Origin of the sequence: Paraburkholderia ginsengiterrae (genome assembly GCF_001645125.1) — a bacterium.
In the GTDB taxonomy this organism is placed as follows: Bacteria; Pseudomonadota; Gammaproteobacteria; order Burkholderiales; family Burkholderiaceae; genus Paraburkholderia; species Paraburkholderia ginsengiterrae.
Window position 1 is genome coordinate 65,519 of record NZ_LXKA01000243.1, and the last position, 15,117, is coordinate 80,635.

Here is a 15,117-nt window from a genome sequence, read left to right on the forward strand (position 1 = left end):
CCGCCTGCGATTGCACTCGCGGCTGCGTTGCACACGCTCTGCATGAATCCCGCCGATGCGCAGTCGCCGACGCGCCCCGCGGTTACCGGCGCCGATGCGCGCTTGGAGATGGGCACGAGCCATGATCTGTACCTGGAAGTCATGCTCAACGGCCAACGCACCTCATTGATCGCGCACTTTCGCGAAAGGGACGGCAAGCTCAGCGCGACGGCCGAGGATCTGAGCGACATCGGCATCGCCACCGGGAAGCTCGGCGCGACCGGCAACGCGCTGCTCGAACTCGACCAGATCCCGGGCCTGCGCTACCACTACGACGCCGCGAGCCAAAGCATCGACCTGCAGGTGCCCGACGCCATCCGCAAACCGTACGCCGTCGACACGCGCGAGCTGACGCGAACGCCGAACGCCACCGCATCGCGCGGATTTCTGATCAACTACGACGCGTTCGCGCAAACCCAGACGAACGCACAGCTCGCGCTGTGGAGCGAGGAGCGCTACTTCGATCCGGCCGGCGTGCTGAGCAATGCCGGGATTGCCTACCTGTACCGCGATCTGCATCACTACGTGCGCTACGACACCTCGTGGAGCATGTCGAACCCCACCACGCTCAGCACCACGCAGTTCGGCGACACCATTTCGTCGTCGCTGGACTGGAGCCGGTCGATCCGCATCGGCGGCTTTCAGTGGCGCAGCAATTTCGCGCTGCGCCCCGACCTCGTGACGTTTCCCGTGAAGGCGCTTGCGGGCACGGCCGTCGTGCCGTCGGCGGTGGACCTGTATATCAACAACGTGCGCCAGTACAGCGGCAACGTGCCGAGCGGGCCGTTCATCGTCAACAACGTGCCGGGTATCACCGGCGCGGGCGAAGCCACCGTCATCACGCACGATGCGCTCGGCCGCACCATCTCGACCACGCTACCGCTCTACGTCGATACCCGCATGCTGGCCGCGGGCCTGTCGAGCTATTCATTCGAAGCGGGTTTCCTGCGCCGCGCCTACGGCATCGATTCGTTCTCCTACGATCCCAACCCGGCGGTGAGCGCCACCGCGCGGCGCGGCATGAGCGACTCGCTGACCGTAGAGGGTCATGCGGAAGCAACCGGCGGCCTCGTCAACGCGGGCGCCGGCGCGCTCGTGCGCATTGGCATGGCGGGCGTGATCAACGGCTCGCTATCGGCGAGCGCGGGCAAGCTGAGCGGCACGCAAGTCGGGCTCGGCTATCAACTGATCGAGCCGCACTTCTCGATCGACGCGCAGACCCTGCGCGCCTACGGTAACTACGGCGACCTCGCCGCGCGCGACGGCACGCCGGTGCCCACCGCCACCGACCGCGTCACGGTGGCACTGCCCTTCTTCAGCCGCCAGACCCTGTCGCTCAGCTACGTCGGCTACCGCTTCCCGGGCATTCCCGCCTCGCGCATCGGCTCGCTGTCGTACACGCTGAATTTCGGCAATCTCGCCTCGCTCACGCTCAGCACTTACAAGGACTTCCTTCAGCATGGCACGCAAGGAGTGTTTCTGACGGCGAGCTTCGGCCTCGGCAACAACACCGCGATCAATGCGAGCGTGGGCCGCCAGAACGGCGAGTCCACCTACAACATCAACGCCCAGCGTCCACCCGACTATGCGGGCGGCTGGGGTTGGGGCGTGCAGGCGGGCGGCTCGGGCGCGGCGCCCTACCGGCAGGCGCAGGCGCAATATCTCGGCAAATACGGCGAAGTGACGACGCTCGCGCAGGACATCGACCGGCATGCGGGGGCCTCGCTCGACGTGACCGGCGCGATCGTGCTGATGGATCGCACCATCGCGCCGGCCCGCCGGATCGACGACGGCTTTGCGCTGGTCTCCACTGATGGCGTCGCGGGCGTGCCGGTACTGCACGAAAACCGCGTGATCGGCACGACAGACCGCGGCGGCCACCTGCTGATTCCCGATCTGAACGCGTACCAGCACAACCAGGTCGCGATCGACAGCATGACCCTGCCCGCCGACGCGCGCATCGCCACCACCTCGATGGATCTCGTGCCGGAATCGCATGCGGGTGTGCTGGCTGCGTTCCAGCTGTCGCGCTACAGCGCCGCCTCGGTAATTCTGCGCGACGCCGACGGCAAGCTGCTGCCGCCGGGCACGCGCGTCCATCACGTGGAAAGCGGCGCCGACACGATTGTCGGCTACGACGGCCTGACCTTTATCGAGAACCTGCAGCGCGACAACCATCTGGTCATCGACAACGGCACCGCGACGTGCCGCCTCGAATTCATCTATGAACGCCCCGCCAACGGCGCGCTGCCGACCATCGGGCCGTTGACCTGCGACACGCGGATGCCGGCCGCCGCGCCCGAGCCGGCGCCTCCGCCATCGGCCAAGGCAGCGCCATGAGACGGCTGCTGCTGCTCCTCGCGCTATGCACCCTGCTCGGCGTGCTGCCTCGCCAGGCGAGCGCGCAGACCTGCAACGCGAGCCCGTCGGCATTGAGCTTCGGCAACGTCAGCCCGATCGGCCTGAGCGCCGTGTCCGCGACCGGCAGCGTCACGGTGCAGTGCACCTGGCCGGCCATCACGCTGACGCCAAGCGTGCAGGTGTGCCTGAACATGGGCGGCACGACGCCGCGCTACCTGAGCATCGGCAGCAATCAGTTGCAGTACGGTTTGTATCAGGACGCGGCGCATTCGCTCGCGTGGGGTTCGAGCGCGCTCGGCACGACGCCGATATCGCTGACGCTCACCAAGCCGGTATCCGGCACAACTGCGTCGGCCACCGTCAACTTCTACGGCCAGATCACGGCCAATCAGCCGACCGTGCCCACTACGGGCAACGCCAGCACCAGCTATTCGCAGACGCTGAGCCAGACCTCGCTGACCTATGGTTTCTTTCTGCTGTTCGAACCGGGGTGCGCCGCGCTCACCACGAGCGCCGGCACCTTCGGCTTCACCGTCATGGCGACTGTGATCAACAACTGCCAGATCAGCGCAACGAACGTCGCCTTCACCTCGACGGGCGTGCTGAATTCCGCACTGAACGCCACCGGCGCGATCACGGCGCGCTGCACCAATGGCGACGCCTTCCGGATCGCGCTGAGCAGCGGCTCGAGCGGCAGCGTCGCGGCGCGGCAGATGCAGCGCTCGGGCGGCGGCGGGACGGTGAATTACCAGCTCTACACCGACGCCGGCTATACGAGCGCATGGGGCGACGGCACCGCCGGCACGACCATGGCCACCGGCACGGGCAGCGGCAATGCGGTGTCGATCAACGTGTATGGGCGCGTACCCGCGCAGAACACGCCGATCCCCGGCAGTTACAGCGACACGATTACCGCGACGATTACTTTCTGACGCGCGAGGACTGCGCGCGATGGCTAAAAAGCGATGGTCCAGACGGTTTGCCGGGCGTCGTGCGTCGCGACGAAGTCCACCGGCTGCACGGGCTTTCTGGCGGGGTCGCCCGAGATCGCCGGATCCAGGCCGGCCTGGGTGATCTGAAAAGGCGCGTCGTGAATACACGACACGACGGGTTGATTTCCCGTCCCGATCACCTCGTCTGCGGCTTGAACAAGGCACGTTTCCTGCACGGTCAAGCTGACCGGAATCGACGCGAGTTCCGTCGGCGCGGCCTGCAAAGTGCGCGCCTGCGGCACGGTCAGAAGACATGCCGTCAACGTGACGGCCAGGGTGCGGGACTTCATGCTGTTCGGAAGGCAATCCGGGAACGGATGGGGATGCCGGATATATCGGCATCTCATACTGCAAACTTTAGGTCTTTATTGATCCGTCAGGGGGGATTGTCCAGCTTGCCAGCGTACGAAAGTTACCCACAGAAAATGTTCGCAAGGCTGTGCATAACTAGCCGGCAAAATCGGCAACCCGTTGATGCAATTGCCGATTTCACCGCGATGCCGAACTTGTGCAGGCCGCCGCCATAGCCTGCCTGCCGCACAGCGCGCTCGCCTTTACGGCTTACCGGTTTCGGCGATCAAACTGGAATGGGTATGAGAATGTCAATGAAGACAAATAGAATGGTAAGCACTACAGCAGAAATCGTGATGACGCGTTCTTTCTTTCCCTGAGTGAAAAAAGCGAGCACCGGCAAAACAATCAGAACGGCGTTGATCGCTGCCCATGTCGAGATCAGTGGAGCCTTCCAGAAGTACAGCGTTTGGCCCATTGATTCAAGATAGTATGCGCTGACGGCAAACAACGCCCAACGACCGTTGCAGCGGAAGATACGCTGATGATCTTCGCCGGCATGCAGCTCGTGCGCAGGCAGAATCAAGGCAGCCGCAATAAACAGGAGCAGCGGCGAAGATATGAACAACAGAAAGATGGGGAATGTCCATTCCTTGATGATCGTCCGCAGATCGGACAGCCCCCACCATAGCTCAAGCTCGAGCAGAAAAATGCAGATCGCCCATGCCACAGGTCTCACGTCCGGAACTGCATTGGCGCGGGAGCGAAACGTCGCGATCATTCCCGTAAGGACTCGCGTCACACTTAAGCCGACCACCATGCCGATAGCGACAATTGCCCATTGAAATTGCGATGAATTCAAGCCTTGACCTCCAATACGCACTTGCGAGGATCGTCACGCTATCATTCAGTCGTTATCCAACTGTTATCAAACTGTCGCGAGGCCATTGCGTACGCTGCCCGCCACGAACCAGGACTTCTTACGCCGCCGCGGCCTGCCGCATCGTCTCGCCCTGTTCGCCGCCCAGCGCGTCGAGCAGATCGCACAGCATGCGGTCGAGTTCGGCGGTCATCAGCGTGACGTCGGAGTCGAAACGTTCGTCGTCGTTTTGCGCGGTGGGGTCGCCCGCTTCCTTCAGCACGTCGAGCGGCGCGATGCGCTTGATCGTCAGCGAGGGCGTCAGCACGAACGACACGCGATCGTTCCACGTCATCGCGAGGCGCATGCATTGCTTGCCGGCTTCGATATGACGGCGCATATCTTCGGCATCCAAAGTATGTCCGACGTAGCGCACGGTCGCGTTGCCTTCGGCCGGCGAGCGCAGCTCGGTGTCCTGGTCGAGCGTGAAGCCCGCGGGACCTTCGCCGGAGAGCAGCCATTCCGTCATGGCCGCCACCGGCGCGTGCGTGACTTGCACGGTGCCGAGCGGCAACTGATCGATCGACTTCACCAGCAAGCCGCGTACTTCATCGGCCACGGCCTGCGAGGCCGCGTCGATCACCAGCCAGCCATTCTTGCAATCGATCCACACGCGCGTGTCGCGGCGAATGCTGAAGGCGCGCGGCAGCAGTTCGTCGGTGACCTGCTCCTTGAGTTCGCGCATCTGCTTGCGGCCAGGTTTGAAACCCTGCTGCTCTTCGAGTTCGAGCGCGCGCGCCTTGGTGACCTGCGTGACGACCGAAGCCGGCAGCAGTTTCTTTTCGGCGCGAAACACCAGCAGCATCTGGCCATTCAGCGCATACACGAGCGAGTCGTTATCGCGCGGCGATGCCCAGCCGTGAGACTGCATCTCGACGCTGTTGCCGGGCGCGAACGCATACGGCGCGAGCCACTTTTGCATCTGTTCGGGGGTGACGGACCACGGAGCGGGAAGACGGTGCAACTGAAGATTTTTGAACCACATGGGCAATGTCGTGTACGGGCAAAGCGCACCATTCTATCCGACGAAAGACATCGCGCGTTCGGCCGGAATGCGCGTGACCCAGCGCGGCGCCATCGCGCCATTATGGTTTTGCCGAATCCGTCTTCGGGCACGTTCTACGCTGAAATCATCTAGACTTTTTGACAGGCGCACAACTAGACGGAGGAGGCCATGGCCGATGAAACCGCACCCTGGCAAATGTCGGAGTACGAGGGTTTCGAGATTCACGTCAGGCCTTCTCTGAAAGACCCTCCCGGCGACGCACAGGCCCCCGCCGCCGCGGCGAATAACCGCTACACGTATGTCGGCTACGTCTGCCATCCGGGTGCGGATCCCGCTATCCCCGGTCATACGGTGCCGTTTCATGCTGACGGCGAGGAAAGTTTCGCCAACCAGGACGATGCGATCTACGAAGCCGTGCATGTGGGCCGCAGCATCGTCGACGGCACGCATCCGGATCTGACGGTGCTGCCGCTGGTGACCGGTGGCGTTTGAGCCCCGCGTTGGATCGATCCGCTGATCCGCACGCGGCGTCAGCGGCTGGCGCTGGCGTGCCGGCGCAACTCAGCGACGCGACGCGGTTCGAGGGCGCACTGCGTCTGTGCGTCCGGCGCCGTCCGTCAGCTGAATGCGCGCTTGATCCGCGATTTGAGCAGCGCGCGCCGCAAACGGCCCGTCTGCTCGGGATCGCTGACCGCCGCCCCGCCTTCGACGGCGGTGCCGCGGCGCAAAAAATAGCGGTCGAAGGTGGCTTGCGTCATGCCCCATTTGTTGAGGAACTGGCGGCGCCCGTCGTTCTTGACGACCTTGCCGGTGCTTTTCTGCTGGAAGTGATAGACCAGGCTGTCGCCGACCCCGAGGAACACCCGGCAGCCGGCGTCCCACAGCTTCATCGAGAAATCGTTGTCGCTGCTCATGCCGGGGCTCAGTTCGCTGCTGTAGCCGCCTACCTTATGCCACCAGTCGCGGTGCACCAGCGTGGGCGGCCATGTCGCGCCGCGCCAGTCGGCGCGCGCGAGCCGTGGAGTGGCGGCAACCAGTTCTTCGGCGCGGAAATTCTCCACCTCGCGGCCGAAGTTCTGCACCACCACGCAGGGATTGCCGGAGTCGACCGGCTCGATCATCGTGCCGGAGAGCATGAACAGGTTGTCGGCGGGCATCTGCGCGAGGCGTTTGACCAGCGCGTCGTCCCAGCCGGGGCAGCAGTACATGTCGTCGTTCATGTAGACGATGTAATCGCGCGTGGCGCGGGCGGCCGCGATATTGACCGCATGACAGATGCCGATATTGCCGGGCGACGCCGTGTGTTCGATGCCCTCCTCGCGCACCCAGGCGAGCGTGCCGTCCGAACCGTCGTTGACGTGCACGATGATCTGATGCGCATGCGTCGAATGACGCCGCAGGCTCTCGATCACGAGGCGCAGGTAAGGCAGGTTGTTCCAGGTCGGGATGATGATTGAGAACATCGATTCGGTCCGGTTAGCGTGGTGCGGGCACGGCTCAAAGGCGCGGCGGCCATGGGTTTCGCCGGGGATTGTACCGCCTGGGCCGCAGCGCACGGCAAAGCGCGCCGCCGGCGGCCGGGACAATCGGCCGGGGCGCCCCGCCGCACGGCCCGGTGGGACGCAGCGCACATGCCGCTGTGAGACGCCCGGCCGTGCCTGAGCGTGTTTGTGGCAAGCATATTGCAAGGAAACGGACGGTTATAATTCGGATCGCACTACCGTCCCGAAATTGCACTAAATGATCCGGCCCCAGGCAACTTCGTCGCCGGAACGGTAGTGTTCATACAACTAGTCGCCCTATGATTTTTGCTTCCAGCCTGGTCTGGCTCAGTACAGCCCTGCTGTTTCTTGCACCCGCGGTCAACCTCGTGTGGCGCGGCGGCACCGGTTACTGTTTTTTCGCGATTCTCGCGCTGGCGCTGGGCGCCGCCGTGGCCAACCGGCGCACGCCCGGCTATTTCTCCGGCCTGCGCACCTACCGCTGGTTCACCATCGGCATGCTCGCGTTCGTCGTTGCAATCGGCGTGCAGCAGCTGGTGATGGGCTACTGGCTGCCGCGCCAGCTGGACGCGCTGTCGCGCTTCGTGCTGGCAATACCGATCTTCCTGCTGCTGCGGCAATTGCCGTCCCGGCATCTGCGCGTGATCGGCTGGGGTTGTGCGGCCGGCGCGCTTGCGGTCGGTATCTGGGCACTCATCGATCAACCCGCCGGCGGCTGGACCGATGCGAATCGTCTGAATAATTCGTATACGAATGCCATTCCCTTTGGCGATACGGCGCTGCTGCTCGCGTTCCTGTCGGTCTTCACGCTCGGCTGGGACAAGCCGCGTGACTGGCGCGTGCTGGGGCTGCGGCTCGTGGCGCTGGTGGCGGGCGGCTACGCGTCGTATCTGTCGGGCACGCGCGGCGGCTGGCTGGCCGTGCCGTTGTTCGTGGTGCTGCTCGGTTTTCAGTATCAATGGTTTGTCCGCAAGAAGCGTCTTCTGGTCGCGACGCTGGTGATCGCGATCGTGGCGGGCTCGCTGCTGTCGACCGAGCGGATCCAGAAACGCATCAGCGAGGCGACCAGCGACGTCTCGATGCTGCATCAGGGCGACGACTACACCTCGCTCGGCCTGCGCCTGCAGTTGTGGAACGCGTCGCGGCAAATTTTCCTGCATCACCCGGTGTACGGCGTCGGCAAGGGACACCTGGTGGACGAATTGGGCGTGATGGCCAAGCGCGGCGAGGTGAAGACCGAAATCGTCAACGAGCGCGCCCATAGCGACTTTTTCTCGACACTCGCCGAGATGGGTGCCGTCGGGGTGGCGTGCCTGCTGCTGTTCTACTACGGCATCTCGGTGTATTTCTGGCGTCACCGGCTCTCGAGCGATCCGGCCATTCGCGCCGCCGCCTATGCCGGGCTTGCGGTCGCCACCAGCACGGTGATTTTTGGGCTGACCATCGACGTGCTAGTGCCGATCATGGTGACCGTACTGCTCGCGCTACTCGTCGCCGCCTTCCTCGCGGTGATCGACGCGCGCACGCGTGAACTGCAGACGGCCCAAGCGGCCGCATCGGCCGCGCCGCAGGCCAAGAAGCGCGAGGCACATGGCGTCAAGGCCTGAGACCTTGAACGCTCGGTGACGGGCACCCAGCCGCGACTGCAGCCGGTTCAGGCATGGCTGACGGCAACCGCGGCACCCGGCTCAGGCACGCAGCGCGCCACGTCTAGCGCGTGAACAGCGCATACAGCGCGGCCACATGGGCGTCGACGCCCGGGTCGTAGACGAGACTGTCGAGCGGCGCCGCGATGCGAGCTCCGTCGCCCCGCACGCGCTCCACCGCCGTGTGAATGGCGCGCTCGAAACTCCCCGCCGATTGCCGCGAAAACTCGATCTTCGCCTCACCGGTGACCGTCTCCGCCGACCCCACGTTGTCCGCGATCACGAGCGGCGTGCCGCACATCACCGACTCGACGCCCACCAGTCCGAACGGCTCGTACGCCGACGCCACCACCGTGAAATCCGCCGCCGCGAACAGCGTCTCGATCTCCTTGCAGTAGCCGACATAGCGAATCGTGTCGCTGGTTTTGGGCACGGGCCGGCCAGCCACCACGAGGCAAACCGGCAGCGTGGTCTGCGCGAAAAACGCCTCCAGCAGCGGATAGCCCTTGCGTTCGTGACTGGTCGAGGAAAACATGAAGATCACGCGGTCTTCGGGCAGCTCGAACTTGCGCCGCGCCGCCGCGCGCGCTTCGTCGTCCAGCGGCCGGAAACGCGTGGTATCGACCGGCGGATAGAGCACGTCGATACGCGCCGCCGGCACGCCGTAGAAGCGCTGCAACTCGCGGCTCATCAATTGCGAGTGCGCGACGATCGAACGCGCCTGGGTGTACACGCGCCGCTCGAGATCGATCTGCCATTGGTCGCTGCGGCGAACCGCGCGGCCGGCGGCCTCGAGCGATCCAGGATGCGTGCCGCCGCACAGTGCGACGTCGGCATGCGTGGAGTGGTTGATCGAAAACACGCACGCAGGCCGGTGCCGTTTCAGGCGCTGCTTGAGACGCCAGTCGAACGCCAGGTTGCGCAGCTTGCGCGGAGCCCAGCGGACATTGAGCGGTTGCGCGTCGATCCATGCCGCTTCGGGCAGCGCGCGGTCGATTTCGCGGGCAAAGAGCGTGGGACGCAAGCCCATCCGATGCAAGCCGGCGATCACGTCGCGCGTGTAGCGTTCGGCGCCGCCACTGTTTTTCAGCGCCTGGGCGGTCAGGGCGATGTCGGTGACTGGACGGCGGATCGGGTCGGACAAGGGTTCGCTCTCGGTAAGACGCAACTGCGGCGCAAGGCCGCGCGCGCGGGTGTTGTCGGTGCAGCGGCAATTGTAAAGGATGGCCCTCGGCGCCCGACATGACGCAGCCCTGCCGTCACCGATTAAAATCTAGTCCAACCGCACCCGCCCCGACTCCATGACCGATAGCTTCCCGACATCGCCCGCCTCCGCCGCGCCGGACAGCCAACGCCCGTTGCGTCCGTTGGTATCGATCATCCTGATCGCGTACAACCAGGAAAAGCAGATCGCCGACGCCGTGCGAAGCGCCCTCGCCCAAACCTACCAGCCGCTCGAAATCCTCATCTCCGACGACGCCTCCCGCGACGGCACGTGCGCTGCGATCGAGGCGGCGGTGGCGCAGTACAACGGCCCGCACCGGGTGGTGGTCCGCCGCAATGAAACCAACCAGGGGATCAGCGCGCACCTGTCGCAACTCGCGCAGATGGCTCAGGGAGAACTGCTGTTCGTTGCCGCCGGCGACGACATGTCGGCACCGAACCGCTGCGAGCGGGTCGTCGACTTCTGGCTCGCACGAGACCGTCGCCCCGACCTGATCGCCGCCGATCTCGCCGACATGGACGAAGCCGGTAACGTGCACGAGCGGGTGAGCCCAACCGAACTCGACACCTATCGCAGTTTCGACGACTGGCTGGCGGGCCGGCCGTGGCTGATCGGCGCGGCGCACACCTGGTCGCGGCGCCTGTTCGAGCGTTTCGGGCCGATGCTGCCGGGCACCGCCGCCGAAGATCAGATCATGGTGCTGCGCGCGATCCTCTCAGGCGGGGCTGTCAGCCTGCGCGAACCGCTGGTGCGCTACCGGCGCGGCGGCCTGTCGCGCAAGCGCCGTTATGGCTCGGTGGACGAGCTGATCGCGCGCATGCGCCAGAGCAACCGGTATGGTTTGGGAGAAATCGCGCAGTTGCAGCGCGACGCGGAGATCGGCGGCGTGGGCGAACGCATGCGCGCGGCGATGGCGCCCAAACTGGCGCGTGAACAGTTCATCCACGCCATGTTCGAGGCCGGCGGCCTCCGCGAGCGCGTGGCGCTGCTGTTGCGCAGCTCCAAAGTGAAGCTCGGGCTGCGCATCCGCATGTTGCTCTATACGAGCTGCCCGGTGGTCTACGCGCCCGGCATCTGGCTCAAGCGGGCGATGCGGAAAAACCGCAACTGACGCTGCGGGTATCGGGCGCTTACGACGCGCCGCGCGGCCCGCTGCGCCGCCGGCGCAGGCGTCGGCCGAGCGATGGCCGGCGGGCGTCGACGCCGAAGGTCAGGATGCTTTTGCGCACGCGGCGCATCATCTTCAACGCACGCAGGAAGGTCTCGCCGGTGTGGCTGATCATCACGAATTCGAGCGCGCCGCGCCAATGTTCGATGCCGCGTGAGAACGCGTTCAGATCGTCGCGCGCCTCGACCGGCAATTCAGCGCCGAAACGCCGCGCGAACACGCGAATCTGATCGGCGATACCGTCGATCTGGCGCCGCCGGCTGGCGCCGCGCCGCGCCGCCGCTTCGCCGCCGCATTCGTCGCGCGCGCCCTTGGCCGGCCGCTGGTTGGTCGCGCACGCGCCGACCGCGTTGCTCTCGTGCTGGCGGTATTTCAGATGCGCCTGCGCCACGTGGCGAATCTCGCCAAACGATGCGACAACCATCGCCAGCCACCAGTCGTGCATGACGATGCCGGCCGGAAACGGCAACGCCCGCTCGAGCGTAGCGCGATTGACCAGCATCGCGCAGCCCGGCACATGGTTGCTCAACAGAAAATCCCGCAGACGCTCGGCGCGGCGCGACTTCGCGGTGATGTCGAAGAGCGACTTCGACAGGCAGCACAGCTTCGCATCCACCAGTTCGATGTCGCAGAACGCCAGCGCCGGCGTGCTGTGTCCGCGGGCAGTTTCCACGAACTGCAGCTCACGCATCAGGTCGGCGATTTTCTCGGGCGCCCACACGTCGTCCTGATCGGCCAGCGCGATGTACTCGCCGCGGCAGCCCGCCAGCGCGCGCTCGAAGTTGCGCACGATGCCGACCCGCTCACCGCTCGCCACCAGCCGGACGGGCACCCGGCCGGCGTAGGCCGTCAACAGCTCGGGCGTGCCATCGGTAGACGCGTCGTCCGAGACGACCACCTCGAGATGCGGCCAGTTTTGCGCTTCCAGCGAAGCCAGAAGCTCCGGCAGATAAGTGCGGCCGTTGTACGTCGCAAGCGCAATCGACACCAGAGGCTTGCTGGTCATAGCGTTGTGATGCATGGGTAGTGAGTTCTCTGCAGAGCGGGACGGTGGACGCAAGCCGCTGTGACCCGGCAGCACGACCGGCCGGCGCTGGCAAACAGCGCGGCAGCCGGTCTGGACATGCCGGAACGGGTGAAACCGCGCCAGATCAGGCCGCGTTCTGCTGGAACTGGATACGGTGCAGGTGAGCGTAGAGCCCGTCCTGCATCAGCAGTTCCCGATGGTTGCCTCGCTCGACGATGCGGCCCGCTTCCATCACCAGGATCCGGTCGGCGCGCTCGATGGTCGACAGGCGGTGCGCGATCACCAGTGTCGTGCGGCCCTTCATCAAGGTTTCCAGCGCGGCCTGCACGTGGCGTTCGGACTCGGAATCCAGCGCCGAGGTCGCCTCGTCGAGAATCAGGATCGGCGCGTCCTTGTAGATGGCGCGCGCGATCGCCAGACGCTGCCGCTGACCGCCCGAGAGCATCATGCCGTTGTCGCCGACCAGGGTGTCCATGCCGTTCGGCATGGCCTTGACGGTGTCCCACAGATTAGCAGCGCGCAACGCCGCCTCGACCTTGTTCCGATCGGCCGTCTGCCCGTAAGCGACGTTATTGGCCACCGTGTCGTTGAACAGCACCACGTCCTGGCTCACCATCGCGATCTGGCTGCGCAGCGCGTGCAGATCGTATTCCGGCAGCGCCACGCCGTCGACCAGGATCTGGCCGCCGGTCGGATCGAAGAAGCGCGGCAACAGATTCACCAGCGTGGTCTTGCCGCAGCCCGACGGACCGACGAGCGCGACCATTTCACCCGGCGCCACCTTGAACGACACGTGGTCGAGCGTGTGGCGGTCATGGGTGGCGCTGCTGCCGTAGTTGAACACGACGTCGCGGAACTCCACTTCGCCGCTCGCGCGATCGAGCGGCTTGCCGCCGCCTTCCGGCTCGGACGGCTCGTCGATCAGGCCGAAGATCAGTTCGCAGGCCGTCATGCCGCGCTGCAAAGGCTGGTTCACGTCCATCAGGTGCTTGAGCGGCGAGATGATCAGCAGCATCGACGTGACGAAGGCGACGAAACCGCCCACCGTGGTCTGATCCGACGACGACTGCACCACCGCGATCGTGATGACCACCGCGAGCGCGATCGACGCGAGAAACTGCGTCAGCGGTTGCGCGAGGCCGCCCGACACCGTCATGCGCATGGAGTAGCCGCGCAGACGCTTGCTCATCGACTCGAAGCGGTCCATCTCGTACTGCTCGCCATTGTGGACCTTGACGACCTTGTAGCCCCCCACCGACTCTTCGACGATGTACGAGAGTTCGTTGGTCAGCAGTTGATGCTCGCGGTTCAGACGGCGCAAACGGCGGTTGATCTTGCCGACCAGCCAGCCGATCGACGGCAGCAGCACCGCGACGATCAGCGTCAGACGCCAGTTCAGATAGAACAGATAGCCGAGCAGGAAGACCACGGTGAGCGAATCGCGCACCAGCGTGACCAGCACGCTAAGCAGCACGTTGAGAATCTGGTTCACCTCGAAGACGATCGCGTTGATCACCGTACTCGCGGTTTCGCGCTGGAAGAACGCGACGCTCGTGTGGATCATGCGATCGAACATCTTCACGCGCAGATCGAGCAGGATCTTGTTCGTCACGTAGGCAAGCAGATAGCCGGACGCGTATTGCGACAGGCTGCGAATCAGTGCGAGGCCAATCACTGCGGCTGGCACGAACCACTTGGTCTTGTCGTTGGCGTGCGCGCCGAAGCCCTTGTCCAGCAGAGGCTTGAGCAAGGCAGGGATTGCCGCGTCCGTAGCGGCGCTGACGGCCATCGCGACGATTGCGCCGAGGAGCACCCAGATCAGCGGCTGAATATACGGCCACAGCCGTTTAAAGACGACAGTGGCCGACGACGCCTCGCCTGTGCCGATGGGTTTGCTTAACGTTGGCTTCGCGCTCAAGGAATCCTCTGGGAATGCGGGACAGCAGCCGCGCAGCGGACGGAATGCCTGCCGCGCGGAATATCAAAAAGAGCATTGTAATCGGTCGGAGATGACGCGCCGCGGATCGGGACCGGCTGTGTATACTTGCGCAACCCGTTTTGTGCGGCTCGCTCATCCCACGGGTCTGCACCACCCGCTTGCGCGATTCGTTCCGTCACTCCGCCCTCCACGCTACTCAGGTATGCAAGAAACCACCCTCGGCGTCGCCATCATTACCAAAAACGCGGCGGCACGGCTGGCCGAATGCCTGCAAGCCGTGGCGTTCGCCGATCAGATCGTCGTGATCGACGGCGGCAGCACCGACGGCACCGCCGACATCGCCCGCGCACACGGCGCACGTGTCATCGAACAGACCGACTGGCCGGGCTTCGGTCCGCAAAAGAACCGCGCGGTCGACGCGCTCACCACCGGCTGGATTCTGTCCATCGACGCCGACGAAATCGTCTCGCCCGAACTGGCGTCGGCGATCCGCGCGGCACTCGCCGCCCCCACCGCAGACGTTTACGCGGTGGACCGGTTGTCGAGTTTCTGCGGCCACTGGATCCATCACAGCGGCTGGTATCCGGACTGGATTCCGCGCCTCTTCAAACGCGGCGCAGCCCGTTTCTCCGACGATCTCGTGCACGAACGCCTGGTGTTCGACGCGCCGGCGCAGCGCCTCACCGGCAAGCTGATGCACTACTCGTACGAGGACTTCGAAGGCGTGTTGCGCAAGCTCGACGCCTATTCGACAGCCGGCGCGCAGCAACGCCATGCGGCGGGCCAGCGCGGCAGTTTCGGCAAGGCGCTCGGGCGTGGCGCCTGGGCGTTCGTGCGGACCTATCTGCTACGGCGTGGCTTTCTGGACGGCCGTGCCGGTTTCATGATCGCAGTGTTCAATGCGGAGACCGTGTATTACCGGTTTTTGAAGCTGGCGCGGCTGGGAGAGAACGCGCGGCGGTAGCCGCATGACACGGGCGAAACGCTTGGCCATCGGTTTCG

13 protein-coding genes are annotated in these 15,117 nt (G+C 64.9%); 6 read left to right on the forward strand and 7 right to left on the reverse strand.

Features of this window, described 5'->3' with window-relative positions; translation table 11 throughout:
• Positions 1 to 42: 42 nt before the first annotated feature.
• Positions 43 to 2,379, forward strand: a complete 2,337-nt coding sequence (locus A6V37_RS19125; protein ID WP_064286224.1) for a fimbria/pilus outer membrane usher protein — start codon at positions 43 to 45, stop codon at positions 2,377 to 2,379.
• Positions 2,376 to 3,332: a Csu type fimbrial protein gene (locus A6V37_RS19130; RefSeq protein ID WP_064272171.1), complete on the forward strand. Its 957-nt coding sequence runs from the start codon at positions 2,376 to 2,378 to the stop codon at positions 3,330 to 3,332. Before A6V37_RS19125 ends, A6V37_RS19130 begins: the two co-directional genes overlap by 4 nt.
• Positions 3,333 to 3,355: 23 nt before the next feature.
• On the opposite strand, the gene A6V37_RS19135 is transcribed toward A6V37_RS19130, so the two are convergent.
• The 3 genes from A6V37_RS19135 to A6V37_RS19145 all read right to left on the reverse strand — a co-directional run bounded on the left by A6V37_RS19135 (position 3,356) and on the right by A6V37_RS19145 (position 5,587).
• Complete coding sequence (locus A6V37_RS19135) at positions 3,356 to 3,682, reverse strand: hypothetical protein (protein ID WP_064272172.1); 327 nt, start codon at positions 3,680 to 3,682, stop codon at positions 3,356 to 3,358.
• A gap of 287 nt (positions 3,683 to 3,969) precedes the next feature.
• The gene (locus A6V37_RS19140; protein WP_131799952.1) at positions 3,970 to 4,545 is read right to left on the reverse strand and encodes a hypothetical protein; all 576 of its coding nucleotides are present in this window, start codon (positions 4,543 to 4,545) and stop codon (positions 3,970 to 3,972) included.
• A 118-nt stretch (positions 4,546 to 4,663) separates the two neighbouring features.
• Entirely contained in the window at positions 4,664 to 5,587 is a 924-nt protein-coding gene (locus tag A6V37_RS19145) for a recombination-associated protein RdgC (RefSeq protein ID WP_064272174.1), read from the reverse strand.
• Positions 5,588 to 5,776: 189 nt separating this feature from the next.
• Here A6V37_RS19145 and A6V37_RS19150 point away from each other — a divergent pair, with 189 nt between their 5' ends.
• On the forward strand, positions 5,777 to 6,100 hold the full coding sequence (locus A6V37_RS19150; RefSeq protein ID WP_064272176.1) for a hypothetical protein: 324 nt from the start codon (positions 5,777 to 5,779) through the stop codon (positions 6,098 to 6,100).
• A 125-nt stretch (positions 6,101 to 6,225) separates the two neighbouring features.
• On the opposite strand, the gene A6V37_RS19155 is transcribed toward A6V37_RS19150, so the two are convergent.
• Entirely contained in the window at positions 6,226 to 7,071 is an 846-nt protein-coding gene (locus tag A6V37_RS19155; protein WP_064272178.1) for a glycosyltransferase family 2 protein, read from the reverse strand.
• A 338-nt stretch (positions 7,072 to 7,409) separates the two neighbouring features.
• Between A6V37_RS19155 and A6V37_RS19160 the strand changes: the two genes are divergently transcribed.
• Positions 7,410 to 8,717, forward strand: a complete 1,308-nt coding sequence (locus A6V37_RS19160; RefSeq protein ID WP_064272179.1) for an O-antigen ligase family protein — start codon at positions 7,410 to 7,412, stop codon at positions 8,715 to 8,717.
• A gap of 103 nt (positions 8,718 to 8,820) precedes the next feature.
• On the opposite strand, the gene A6V37_RS19165 is transcribed toward A6V37_RS19160, so the two are convergent.
• Complete coding sequence (locus A6V37_RS19165; protein WP_064272181.1) at positions 8,821 to 9,900, reverse strand: glycosyltransferase family 4 protein; 1,080 nt, start codon at positions 9,898 to 9,900, stop codon at positions 8,821 to 8,823.
• 157 nt (positions 9,901 to 10,057) lie between these two features.
• On the opposite strand from A6V37_RS19165, the gene A6V37_RS19170 reads away from it, so the two are divergent.
• Positions 10,058 to 11,092 (forward strand): glycosyltransferase family 2 protein, encoded by a 1,035-nt coding sequence (locus A6V37_RS19170; RefSeq protein ID WP_064286217.1) that lies wholly within the window; start codon positions 10,058 to 10,060, stop codon positions 11,090 to 11,092.
• Between the two features lie 19 nt (positions 11,093 to 11,111).
• Here the strand turns inward: A6V37_RS19170 and A6V37_RS19175 are convergent, their stop codons facing one another.
• Together A6V37_RS19175 and msbA are read right to left on the reverse strand one after the other, a co-directional pair.
• On the reverse strand, positions 11,112 to 12,155 hold the full coding sequence (locus A6V37_RS19175; protein WP_278185310.1) for a glycosyltransferase family 2 protein: 1,044 nt from the start codon (positions 12,153 to 12,155) through the stop codon (positions 11,112 to 11,114).
• Positions 12,156 to 12,300: 145 nt separating this feature from the next.
• Positions 12,301 to 14,094 carry a lipid A export permease/ATP-binding protein MsbA gene (gene msbA / locus A6V37_RS19180; RefSeq protein ID WP_064286218.1) on the reverse strand — a complete coding sequence of 598 codons (1,794 nt, stop codon included), beginning with the start codon at positions 14,092 to 14,094 and terminating at the stop codon, positions 12,301 to 12,303.
• A 223-nt stretch (positions 14,095 to 14,317) separates the two neighbouring features.
• Between msbA and A6V37_RS19185 the strand changes: the two genes are divergently transcribed.
• Positions 14,318 to 15,079 (forward strand): glycosyltransferase family 2 protein, encoded by a 762-nt coding sequence (locus A6V37_RS19185; RefSeq protein ID WP_064272189.1) that lies wholly within the window; start codon positions 14,318 to 14,320, stop codon positions 15,077 to 15,079.
• Positions 15,080 to 15,117: the final 38 nt, after the last annotated feature.

Coding starts and splice junctions, on each gene's coding strand:
- A6V37_RS19150 (WP_064272176.1), top strand. CDS start 5,777: ATGGCCGATGAAACCGCACCCTGGCAAATGTCGGAGTACGAGGGTTTC.
- A6V37_RS19175 (WP_278185310.1), bottom strand. CDS start 12,155: ATGACCAGCAAGCCTCTGGTGTCGATTGCGCTTGCGACGTACAACGGC.
- A6V37_RS19160 (WP_064272179.1), top strand. CDS start 7,410: ATGATTTTTGCTTCCAGCCTGGTCTGGCTCAGTACAGCCCTGCTGTTT.
- A6V37_RS19155 (WP_064272178.1), bottom strand. CDS start 7,071: ATGTTCTCAATCATCATCCCGACCTGGAACAACCTGCCTTACCTGCGC.
- A6V37_RS19135 (WP_064272172.1), bottom strand. CDS start 3,682: ATGAAGTCCCGCACCCTGGCCGTCACGTTGACGGCATGTCTTCTGACC.
- A6V37_RS19185 (WP_064272189.1), top strand. CDS start 14,318: ATGCAAGAAACCACCCTCGGCGTCGCCATCATTACCAAAAACGCGGCG.
- A6V37_RS19170 (WP_064286217.1), top strand. CDS start 10,058: ATGACCGATAGCTTCCCGACATCGCCCGCCTCCGCCGCGCCGGACAGC.
- A6V37_RS19130 (WP_064272171.1), top strand. CDS start 2,376: ATGAGACGGCTGCTGCTGCTCCTCGCGCTATGCACCCTGCTCGGCGTG.
- A6V37_RS19145 (WP_064272174.1), bottom strand. CDS start 5,587: ATGTGGTTCAAAAATCTTCAGTTGCACCGTCTTCCCGCTCCGTGGTCC.
- A6V37_RS19125 (WP_064286224.1), top strand. CDS start 43: ATGAATCCCGCCGATGCGCAGTCGCCGACGCGCCCCGCGGTTACCGGC.